The organism is Nitratireductor sp. GCM10026969, assembly GCF_042660605.1.
GTDB lineage: Bacteria > Pseudomonadota > Alphaproteobacteria > Rhizobiales > Rhizobiaceae > Chelativorans.
This window is the reverse complement of sequence record NZ_JBHSUM010000037.1, coordinates 25,486-36,218: the sequence shown is the minus strand read 5'-3', so window position 1 is coordinate 36,218 and position 10,733 is coordinate 25,486. Positions and strand designations below refer to the sequence as shown.

The following is a 10,733-nucleotide window of genomic DNA, read 5'->3' as shown; positions in this document are numbered from 1 at the left end:
GATTGCCCGCCGGCGATCACGCGCGCGTCGGCGCCGAACCTGGCGAGCGCCTCCAGCGCTTCCTCGAGGCTGTCCGGGCGCAGGAAATCGAACGCGGGCGGCTTCATGCACGCCCTCCGAGATAGGCCTTGAGACGGGCAAGCAGGCCTTGACGGCCGGCAGAACCGCCGCCGGCATGGCGTGCCAGCGCCTGAAAGAACTGGCCGATCACCACGCGCGCCGCGCCGTCGAGCAGGCGACCGCCGACGGATGCGACCTTGCCGCCGATCCCGGCCTCGTACCGGTAGGACACGATGGTCCGCCCCTCATCTTCCGCAAGGGTGATGTGCCCGACACCGTTGCCGGAGCCGAGCGCGCCCCTGGTGGAGCCGCTCAGCGTCACGGATTCGGGCTCGACCATGTCGGAGAGCTTGATCTCGGCCTTGTAGCGCCCCTTGACCGGCCCGACCCCGAGCGTGACGTCGGCGCGAAAATGCGTGTCGCTGACCTTCTCGACGCCATGAGCGCCGGGGATGATCGCTTCGAGCGTTGCCGGATCGAGCAGCATCCGCCACACCGCCTCGCGAGACGCAGCCACCGTCGCGCTGCCCTCGCCGGTCAATTGCCGTTCGCCCGGGCGTCCCGCCTCTTGCGCCTGCACTGCCTCGGGAGCCGAGGATTGCTTCTCCTCGCCGAAGATCAATTCGCCGATCCGGCCAGGTGAGAGCGGCAGCGTGAGGTCGACGGCCCCGGTGGCGTCGGCGATCGCATTGGCGACGCAGACCGGCGTCGACATGCAGTTGCCCTCGCCCACGCCCTTCGCACCGAGCGGCGTGAAGGGCGACGGGCTCTCGTAATGCAGGATCAGCGGTTCCGGCGTCTCCATCACCGTCGGCATCAGGTAGTCGGCCAGCGTGCCGGACAGGAACGCGCCGTCATCGCCGTAGGCGTATTCCTCGAAAAGCGCGGCGCCGAGCCCCTGGGCGAAAGCCCCCCTCACCTGCCCCTCGACCATGCCGGGATGCAGGATGCGGCCGCAGTCGTGCATGGTGACGTATTTGTCGATGCGGACCGCACCCGTGACGCGGTCGATCTCGACGCCACAGAAATCGAAGATGAAGCCGTGGCAAAGCGAAGAGTTGATCCCGTCCTCCGGCGTCGGCGCCTCGAGCTGCTCCGGCGTCCAGAACACCGTTTCCCGGATCGTGTGGCCGAGACCGTCCGGCAACGTGCCGGGCGCCCAGTGGCTTGCGGCGGCGACACGGCTGAAGGAAATCCCGTTATCGGGATTGTTGCGGTCGAAAATGCGCCCTCCGGCAAAGTCGACCTGGCCGGCCTCGACGTTGAGCTGGCTTGCGGCAATGGCGGCAAGCCGCGCGCGGATCCGGTCGGCGGCGAGCTTCGCGGTGCCCGCGACGGCGGCCGCGAAGCGGCTCGAATAGTTGCCGGAGGCGATGGACCAGGCATCCCGCCCCGTATCGAGCTCCGTGTTCACGCGGACGGCGTCGAGCGGCAGGCCCAGACGCTCGGCCACCACCTGGGCGAGCACCGTACGGTGCCCCTGCCCTTGCGGGGTGGAGGCCACCTTGACCGTGACCGAACCGAGGGGATCGATGCCGACGGTGGCGACAGCCTGCGCGCCGTTCTTGGGACCGGCCTTGGCGCGCTCCTCGGGCGTGAGAGCGGTGGTGATGTAGCCCATGTTGGAGACACTGGGTTCGACCGCTGCGGCAAGGCCGATGCCGTAGAGCCTACCCTCCGCGCGGGCACGGTCGCGCTTTTCGACAAGCGCGGCATAGCCGCCATCGGCTACCGCCGCCTCGAGCGCGGCCGGGTAGTCGCCGGAATCGAGCAGCGCGCCCGTTGCCGTGCGGTATGGAAAGGCACCCGAGGGCACGAGATTGCGGCGGATCACGTCAAGCCGGTCGAGACCGAGCGCGTCGGCGATGCGGTGAACGAGCCGTTCCAGCGGGTAATAGACCTGCGGGCCACCGAAGCCGCGATTGAGGCCGGTCGGCGTCTTGTTGGTCAGGACGACCCGGTTGTGTATGGCGACGTTTTGAATGGCATAGGCGCCCGTCATGTTACCGTGCATGCGGTAGAGCGTTGCCGGTTCAGGCGCGCGCAGATGGGCACCGCAATCCTCGATCTGGTCCCAGGAGAGCGCGGTGATCCGGCCGTCGGCCTCCACCGCCGCTTCCAGGCGCGTGACGCGCCCCGTCGCCGAGACCGAGGCCATCAGATGCTCGAGCCTGTCCTCGACCCATTTGACAGGCCGGCCGGCAACGCGCGCGGCTACGGCGGCAAGCACGACATAGACGAACACGCCCTGCTTGACGCCGAAGGAACCGCCGGAATCAGGCGGCGTCCTGAGGCGCATGCGGTTTCCCGGAACCTTCAGGGCGCGGGCGAGGACCGCATGGATGGAAAACGGCCCCTGGAAGTTGGCCGTGACGTCATAGGCATCCTCGCCGGGATCGTATTCGGCGATCACGCCGTAGGTTTCGATCGGCGTGCAGGAATTACGCGGATAGGAGACATCGACGGCGATGCGGTGCGGGGCGCTGGCAAAAGCCGCCTCGGGATCGCCATAGCGGAAGCGCCGCTCGCTGATGCAGTTGCTGCCGAGCGATGGATGAAGCAGTGCGGCGTCTTCTGAAAGGGCGGCAACAGGATCGACCACCACCGGTAGGATCTCATAGTCGACCTCGATCAGGTCGAGCGCGTCTTCGGCGAGATAGCGGTTTTCGGCGACGACGATCGCAACCGGCTCGCCCACATAGCGCACCCTGTCGCGCGCTATCGGCCAGCAGTCCACGTTGGCCTTGACGCCGACGGTGAGGCTGCGCGTCAGTGCCGCCACGTCCTCGCCGGTCAGGACCGCCAAGACTCCTTCCGTCTTGCGGGCGTGCGCGACATCGATCGAACGGATCTCGGCGTGGGCATGAGGGGAGCGCAAGATCGCGGCTTCTGCCGTGTTCCGGCTCGTCGGCAAATCGTCGAGATAACGGCCGCGCCCCGTCAGCAGCGCGGCGTCCTCCACACGCGGCACGGAACGTCCGACCAGACCCGCCGCATTTGCGGTTTCGTTCATCGACTCCTCCCCGGCGCCAAGCACGAACGGCGCCTCGTGCGCTCATCGCGCAGGCGATGCGCAACCGCGATACCGCGCAGTCTTACGACTTACCGAGGAGTCTCAAATTCGTGCCGCAAGGTGGGTCACCTTGCGGAAGGCGCTGGGCGAGGAACCCGCGTGATCATGGAAGAACCTGGAGAAATGCGCCGGTACCGAGAAGCCCAGGCTCTCGCCGATGGAGGCAAATGTCGCGTCGCTCTCCACCACCTGCTCGACGGCCCGCTCGATGCGTTGGACATTCAGATAGACGCGCGGGCTGACGCCGATGCTCGTTTCGAAGAGGCGGAAGAAGTGCGCCCGTGAAAGACCGACCTCGCGTGCCAGCGCCGTCATGTCGTCGACTTCGCCGGGCGCGCTCTGGATGCGCCTCACGGCTTTCCTGATCCGGTGGTCCATGGTCATCCTGCCGGCTAGGCTGCGGACGGAATGCGGTAGCCCTCGCCAGGCGGTGAACCGCTCGATCACCGCGATCATGAGCTGGCCGAGCAGTTCCTCATGCGTCCCCGTCTCCTCCGGCGCATAGACCATGGTGGCGGCGAGCAGGTCCGTTTTCCGCCGGATTTCCGGCGTAATGGCGCCCGCGTTCCTGTCGAAGAAATCCGGTGCGTTGCTGGCCATCCAATTGGCCCGGAAGTGCGCGAGCCAGTGCGGTTCGATATAGAGCGCGAGGATCACGGTTTTCGGCTGCGCGGGATCGTGATGGTAGGCGTGCGGCTCCCAGGCGTTGATGAGGACGGCATTCTCGTCCGTCAGGGGTGCGGTGCCGTCGCGCACCTGAAACTGCGTGTCCGCCCCCTCCACCTTCAACAGGACATGGCAATGCGGATGCGCATGGCGCACCAACGGGCGGTCCATATCCAGAAGCGCCACCCGACCGAAGGGGCCTCTCGCGATCCGCAGAGCATCCGACATGGATTGTTTTAGCCATTTTATCGCGCAAAATGCAATTAAGACGAAAATCCGCGGACCCGCGGCGGTCCGCCTCTTTCTTTCCGGCCTTTCAGTCCTCCGCCTCCACCCGGCCACCCCTGCTCGTGCAATCCTCTCCATGCGTCCTCGCTCGGCTGTCCGAGCACGGCGGCAGGGTCGGCCTCGATTCCGGAATTTGCCAGGAGATCGGCGATCCAGTCGACGAAGACACGCAGCTTATTGCTCAGATGCCGGTTGGGGGGATAGACGACGAAAAGCGGCATCGGCTCCCGCGTCCATTCGGACAGCACCGGCTGCAGGCTGCCGTCGGCAAACGCGTCCCTTGCCATGAAAAGAGGTGCCTGGACGATGCCTGCGCCGGCCTTTGCCGCGGTGATGTAGGTGATCGCTTCGTTTGCCGAGACGATGTAGCGCCCGTGCACCTCCACCTCCTCGTCTTCCCGCCTGAAAAGGAAGGGCTGTTGCCGCCCCGTCTGCGCCTGGAAGAAACTCACAATGTGGTGGTCCCGCTCCAGATCCAGCGGATGTTGCGGCGCACCGAACCGTTCCAGGTAACCGGGCGCAGCGCAGGTCACGAAGCTGATGGCGGAAACACGCCGGGCGATCAACGACTGGTCGGCGATTTCGCCGCCGCGAATGGCGCAATCCACATTTTCGCCCAGAATGTCCACCGGCCGGTCGGAAATGCCGAGGTCGAGCTGGATGTCGGGGTACCGGTTATGGAATGCGCAGAGTTCGGGGATGAGGATCAGGTTGGCGATGGCCCCCGACATCTCCACCCGGAGCTTTCCCTTGGGCAGGCGCTGTGAGCTCGCCATGCTGCTGTCGAGTTCGTCGATTTCGGCCAGCAGGCGCACGGCCCTGTCATAATAGAGTGCCCCGTCGGGGGTAATAAGAACGCGGCGGGTGGTCCGGTTGAGAAGCTTGGTGCGCAAATGCGCCTCGAGCCCCTGGACCAGCTTGGTGACCGTCGCCTTCGGTACGGCGAGCATCTCCGATGCCCGCGTGAAACTGCCGGTCTCGACGACCCGGACGAAAGTGCGCATGGCGGCGAGCTGATCCATGGCGATCTCCTGCTGGTGCTCAATTGTTCACAAATAGAAATAGTGAAGTCATAAACCAAGGGCTTTTTCCAGGCAGGAATGATGTCCATCTGTGGCGCGGGCATGGCGCCGGCATATCGGCTCCCGACAGGATGCTGTCAGGAGGGGTGTGCAAGAAGATGCGTATTGAGGGAAGCCGGACAGATGCATGTGAGCTGGACAGAGGACGTGCTGGAGAGCGAAGCCTGCTCTGTGCCGGTGCGCATCTATCGCGGCGCATCGCCCGAGAAGGCTCCACCGCTCGTGCTGCATCTGCATGGCGGCACCTTTCTCGGCGGATCGCCGGCGGAAGGACACAGCGTAGCCGCTGTGCTGGCCGAAGCCGGCGCAGTGGTCGTCGCGCCCGACTATTCACGGGCCATCGAGCATCCTTTTCCAAGGGCGCTCGAACTGGCCTTCGAGCTGTTGGGTTCCCTCTACCGCCTCCGTGCGAGACTGGCGGGTCCGAAATCGGCCCTCTATGTGGCGGGCGAGGAGGCTGGCGGCAATCTCGCCGCAGGCCTTGCATTGAAGGCGCGCGACCGGTGCGTCGGCGGTCTTGATGGCCAGATCCTGCTCTCCCCCATGCTCGATCCGTGCATGGCCACGGGCTCCTTCCGCAGGGAAAGCACCAATCCCAGGGGCTGCCGCTGGACCGAAGGCTGGAACCGCTACCTGGGTTTTGCCGCCAATGCCTGTCACCCCTATGCCGTGCCGGCCTTCAGTGCGCGCCTGGCAAGCCTTGCCCCGGCGCTCATCGTCACCGCCGAAGACGACCCGATGCGTGATGAGAGCCTGAATTACGCGTGCCGCCTGCGTCAGGCGGGCGTGCGCGTCAGTGAACATGTGTTGCCCGGGCCGACGGGATGGCCCGCCTCCTATTCGGGACCGGCGGAGAGCCGGCCAAAGTGGAGACAAGCCATCCGCACCCTTTTTGCGAAGTTCTTCCAAGAAACAGGAGCCTTCTCCGTTCAAGCGAAGCCCTCAACCTGATCCGGCCTTATAGGCCTCTAGGAGATTATCGATGAAGAAGAATGCCGTTCGCCGGCTCCTCTGGGGCGCCGGCCTGACCCTTGTCGTCTCGATGTCGGCCGGTGTGCTGGCCATCAATTCGTTCCAGGTACTGGGCGCGAAAGCCGAGTCGGCTGCGCCCGAGGCACCTCAGGCCGTGCCCGTCTCCGTTGCGGTCGTGGAGCCGCAGGCGGTCATGACCTGGCAAGAATTCTCAGGCCGGCTGGAGGCGGTCGACCGTGTTCAGCTTCGCTCGCGCGTGGCCGGCGCGATCCAGGCCGTGCATTTCCGCGAGGGGGCGCTCGTCACGGAAGGCGACCTCCTCGTCTCCATCGACCCAGCACCGTATGCCGCGGCCGTCGCGCAGGCGGAAGCGGTGGTCGCGGCCGCCAAGGCGCGGGTGGAACTCGCCCGGCTCGAGCTCGAACGCGGGCGCAAGCTCGCGGAAAACCGCACGGTCTCGCAAAGCGACCTCGACCAGAGGCTCAGCGCCTATCACGAGGCCGAGGCAAGCTTGAGATCGGCCGAAGCCGCATTGCAGGCCGCGCGGCTCGACCTCGGCTACACGGAAATCCGTGCGCCGATCTCCGGCCGCGCCGGCAAGTTCGAGATCACGGAGGGCAACCTCGTCGCGGCCGGTGCGAATTCCCCGGTGCTCACCAGCCTCGTCTCGGTCGATCCGATCCATGCAAGCTTCGACGTGGACGAGGATTCCGTCTCGCGCGTTCTGGCCGAGCTTCCGTCCGGTCCTTCCGGCGTACCCGACATCGAACAGATCCCGGTCGAGATCACCGCGGCCGGGGGCGCGCCGATCCAGGGCAAGCTTCAGTTCATCGACAACGCGGTCGACACGGAGAGCGGCACCATCCGCGTCAGGGCCGTCTTCGACAATCCCGAAGGCCGCTTGATCCCGGGGCAGTTCGTCCGCGTGCGCCTCGGCCAGCCGAATCCACGGCCCGAGCTCGTCATCAGCGAGCGCGCCGTCGGAACCGACCAGGACAAGAGGTTCGTGCTGGTGGTCGATGACGAGAACAAGATCGCCTACCGCCAGGTGACGCTGGGGCCGACGGCCGAAGGCCTGCGCATAGTCGCTGACGGCCTCGATGCCGGCGAGCGCATCGTCGTGAACGGCCTGCAGCGGGTTCGTCCCGGCGCTCTGGTGGATCCGCAGCAAGTCGCCATGTCACCCGCCGAGCAGACCGTCGCCGGTGCGGATTCGGGGCTGCAGTAGCGGCGGTAGCTGGAAACACGGAACTGCCGGCGTTCTGTCGCGCCCCCACCCAGCTGGATCGGGGACGCGATGAGATGTCCGGCTTTGTCAGTTCACTTTTCAATCCCGCTTTGTGAAAGGGCGGATACCGATGAATATTTCGCAATTTTTTGTCGACCGCCCGGTCTTTGCCGGTGTGCTTTCGATCCTGATCCTGGTCGCCGGCCTGCTGGGCCTGAGGGTGCTTCCGATCTCCGAATACCCGGAAGTCGTTCCGCCCTCCATCGTGGTGCGCGCGCAGTATCCGGGGGCCAATCCCAAGGTGATCGCCGAGACGGTGGCAACGCCCATCGAGGAGGCCATCAACGGCGTCGAGGATATGCTTTACATGTCGAGCCAGGGCACGACGGACGGGCTGATGACGCTCACCGTCACCTTCAAGCTCGGCACGGATCCCGACAGGGCGCAGCAGCTCGTGCAGAACCGCGTCGCACAGGCCGAGCCGCGCCTGCCCGAGGAGGTGCGGCGGCTCGGCATAACCACGGTCAAGAGCTCGCCCGATCTCACCATGGTCGTGCACCTGCTCTCGCCCAACGACCGCTATGATATCACCTATTTGCGCAACTACGCGGTGCTCAAGGTGAAGGACCGGCTGGCACGCATCGAAGGTGTCGGCCAGGTGCAGGTCTTCGGCTCGGGTGACTATTCCATGCGCGTCTGGCTCGACCCGCAGAAGATCGCGGAGCGCGGGCTTTCGGCAAACGAAGTGGTCGCCTCGATCCGTGAGCAGAATATCCAGGCCGCCGCCGGCGTGGTGGGCGGCGCGCCCAGCATGCCCGGCGTCGACCTGCAGCTTTCGGTCAACGCGCAGGGACGTCTCAGAACCCCGGAGCAGTTCGGCGACATCATCGTCAAGACGGGAACTGCCGGCGAGGTCACGCGGCTGCGCGACATCGCCCGCATCGAGCTCGGCTCGGCCGAATATGCGCTGCGCTCGCTGCTCGACAACAAGCCGGCCGTGGCCATCGGCATTTTCCAGGCGCCGAACTCCAACGCCATCCAGATCTCCGACGATATCCAGACGGTAATGGACGAGTTGCAGCAGACCATGCCGGAGGGCGTGGAATATCGCATCGTCTACGACACGACGCAGTTCGTCCGCGCCTCGATCGACGCGGTGGTGCACACGCTGCTCGAGGCGATCGCGCTCGTGGTCCTCGTCGTCATCGTCTTCCTGCAGACCTGGCGCGCCTCGATCATCCCGCTGGTGGCCGTCCCCGTCTCCATCATCGGCACATTCGCGGTGCTCTACGTCTTCGGCTTCTCGATCAACGCGCTCAGCCTCTTCGGCCTGGTGCTGGCCATCGGCATCGTGGTCGACGACGCCATTGTCGTGGTGGAGAATGTCGAACGCAACATCGAGGAGGGGCTGTCGCCGCGCGATGCGACCTACCGCGCCATGCGGGAGGTTTCCGGCCCGATCGTCGCCATCGCGCTGGTGCTGGTGGCCGTCTTCGTGCCGCTCGCCTTCATCTCGGGTCTTACAGGGCAGTTCTACCGGCAGTTCGCGCTCACCATTGCGATTTCGACCGTCATCTCCGCCTTCAACTCGCTGACGCTGTCGCCGGCGCTGGCAGCCATGCTTCTGCGCGGCCACGATGCGCCGAAGGACTGGCTGACCCGTCTCATCGACCGCCTCTTCGGCTGGTTTTTCCGCGGCTTCAACCGCGCCTTCGGCGCCAGCTCCAATGCCTATAGCGGCGGTGTGCACAGCATCCTTTCGCGCAAGACGCTGATCATGGGGCTCTACCTCGTGCTGGTGGGCGCCACGGTGTTCGTCTTCAACAAGGTTCCGGGCGGTTTCGTGCCGGCACAGGACAAGCAGTATCTCGTGGGTTTCGCCCAGCTTCCAGACGGCGCCACGCTCGACCGCACCGAGGATGTGATCCGGCGCATGGGCGACATCGCGCTGGAACAGCCGGGCGTGGAAAGCGCCATCTCCTTCCCCGGCCTGTCGATCAACGGCTTCACCAATAGCTCCAACGCCGGCATCGTCTTCCTCTCGCTGAAGCCCTTCGAGGAGCGGACGACGCCGGAGCTTTCGGGCGGCGCCATCGCCATGCAGCTCAACCAGAGGTTCGCCGGCATCCAGGAGGCGTTCATCGCCATGTTCCCTCCGCCGCCGGTGCAGGGGCTCGGTACGATCGGCGGTTTCAAGCTGCAGATCGAGGATCGCAACGGGTTGGGTTACGAAGCGCTTGACGCGGCAACCAAGGCGTTCCTCGCCGAGGCCTACCAGGCGCCCGAGCTGACCGACCTCTTCTCCAGCTACCAGATCAACGTCCCGCAGCTCTATGCCGATCTCGACCGCACCAAGGCGCACCAACTCGGCGTGGCGGTGACCGACGTCTTCGACACGCTGCAGATCTATCTGGGCTCGCTCTACGTCAACGACTTCAACCAGTTCGGCCGGACATACTCCGTGCGCGTGCAGGCCGACGCGCCCTACCGCGGCCGCGCGGAGGATATCGGCAAGCTGGAAGTGCGGTCGCAGTCGGGCGAGATGATCCCGCTCTCCGCACTGCTCGACGTCGAGCAGAGCGCCGGGCCGGAACGGGCGATGCGCTACAACGGCTTCCTGGCCGCCGACATCAATGGCGGGCCGGCACCGGGTTATTCCTCCGGCGAGGCGCAGGCCGCCGTCGAGCGGATCGCGGCGGAAACGCTGCCGCCCGGCATCAGCTTCGAGTGGACGGACCTCACCTACCAGCAGATCCTGGCCGGCAATTCGGGGGTGATCATCTTCCCGCTGGCCCTTCTCCTGGTGTTCCTGGTGCTCGCGGCGCTCTATGAAAGCCTGGCGCTGCCGCTGGCGATCATCATGATCGTGCCGATGGGCATCCTGTCTGCGCTGACGGGCGTGTGGCTCACCGGCGGCGACAACAACATCTTCACCCAGATCGGCCTCATCGTGCTCGTCGGCCTTTCCGCCAAGAACGCGATCCTGATCGTCGAGTTCGCACGCGAGCTCGAATTCGCCGGGCTGACGCCCAAGGACGCGGCGGTGGAGGCGGCGAGGCTCCGGCTCAGGCCGATCCTCATGACCTCGCTGGCCTTCATCATGGGCGTGGTGCCGCTGGTGTTCTCCACCGGCGCGGGCGCGGAGATGCGCAATGCCATGGGCATCGCCGTCTTCGCCGGCATGATCGGCGTCACCCTCTTCGGCATTTTCCTGACGCCGGTCTTCTACGTTCTGTTGCGCGCGCTGTCAGGCAACCGGCCGCTGAAGCGCACCGGCGAGGCCACCATTCCCGTCGTTCATGGCGGACAGGAGGAAGATCTTCGCGACCAGCCGGCCGCACATCAACTCTGACCGGCCGTGGCC

At 65.7% G+C, this 10,733-nt stretch carries 6 protein-coding genes; 3 read left to right on the top strand and 3 right to left on the bottom strand.

What is annotated here, in order from left to right:
• Window positions 1-103: 103 nt before the first annotated feature.
• The 3 genes from ACFP9U_RS10510 to ACFP9U_RS10500 form a co-directional block, all read right to left on the bottom strand.
• On the bottom strand, window positions 104-3,073 hold the full coding sequence (locus ACFP9U_RS10510; protein WP_378621187.1) for a xanthine dehydrogenase family protein molybdopterin-binding subunit: 2,970 nt from the start codon (window positions 3,071-3,073) through the stop codon (window positions 104-106).
• Window positions 3,074-3,175: 102 nt separating this feature from the next.
• On the bottom strand, window positions 3,176-4,027 hold the full coding sequence (locus tag ACFP9U_RS10505; protein WP_378621185.1) for a helix-turn-helix transcriptional regulator: 852 nt from the start codon (window positions 4,025-4,027) through the stop codon (window positions 3,176-3,178).
• A 35-nt stretch (window positions 4,028-4,062) separates the two neighbouring features.
• Window positions 4,063-5,109 (bottom strand): LysR family transcriptional regulator, encoded by a 1,047-nt coding sequence (locus tag ACFP9U_RS10500; protein ID WP_378621184.1) that lies wholly within the window; start codon window positions 5,107-5,109, stop codon window positions 4,063-4,065.
• Between the two features lie 183 nt (window positions 5,110-5,292).
• On the opposite strand from ACFP9U_RS10500, the gene ACFP9U_RS10495 reads away from it, so the two are divergent.
• The 3 genes from ACFP9U_RS10495 to ACFP9U_RS10485 all read left to right on the top strand — a co-directional run bounded on the left by ACFP9U_RS10495 (window position 5,293) and on the right by ACFP9U_RS10485 (window position 10,721).
• Window positions 5,293-6,120, top strand: a complete 828-nt coding sequence (locus ACFP9U_RS10495) for an alpha/beta hydrolase (RefSeq protein ID WP_378621188.1) — start codon at window positions 5,293-5,295, stop codon at window positions 6,118-6,120.
• Window positions 6,121-6,151: 31 nt separating this feature from the next.
• Window positions 6,152-7,369 (top strand): efflux RND transporter periplasmic adaptor subunit, encoded by a 1,218-nt coding sequence (locus ACFP9U_RS10490; RefSeq protein ID WP_378621182.1) that lies wholly within the window; start codon window positions 6,152-6,154, stop codon window positions 7,367-7,369.
• 130 nt (window positions 7,370-7,499) lie between these two features.
• Entirely contained in the window at window positions 7,500-10,721 is a 3,222-nt protein-coding gene (locus ACFP9U_RS10485) for an efflux RND transporter permease subunit (protein WP_378621181.1), read from the top strand.
• Window positions 10,722-10,733 lie beyond the last annotated feature (12 nt).

Coding starts and splice junctions, on each gene's coding strand:
- ACFP9U_RS10495 (WP_378621188.1), top strand. CDS start 5,293: ATGCATGTGAGCTGGACAGAGGACGTGCTGGAGAGCGAAGCCTGCTCT.
- ACFP9U_RS10490 (WP_378621182.1), top strand. CDS start 6,152: ATGAAGAAGAATGCCGTTCGCCGGCTCCTCTGGGGCGCCGGCCTGACC.
- ACFP9U_RS10485 (WP_378621181.1), top strand. CDS start 7,500: ATGAATATTTCGCAATTTTTTGTCGACCGCCCGGTCTTTGCCGGTGTG.
- ACFP9U_RS10510 (WP_378621187.1), bottom strand. CDS start 3,073: ATGAACGAAACCGCAAATGCGGCGGGTCTGGTCGGACGTTCCGTGCCG.
- ACFP9U_RS10500 (WP_378621184.1), bottom strand. CDS start 5,109: ATGGATCAGCTCGCCGCCATGCGCACTTTCGTCCGGGTCGTCGAGACC.
- ACFP9U_RS10505 (WP_378621185.1), bottom strand. CDS start 4,027: ATGTCGGATGCTCTGCGGATCGCGAGAGGCCCCTTCGGTCGGGTGGCG.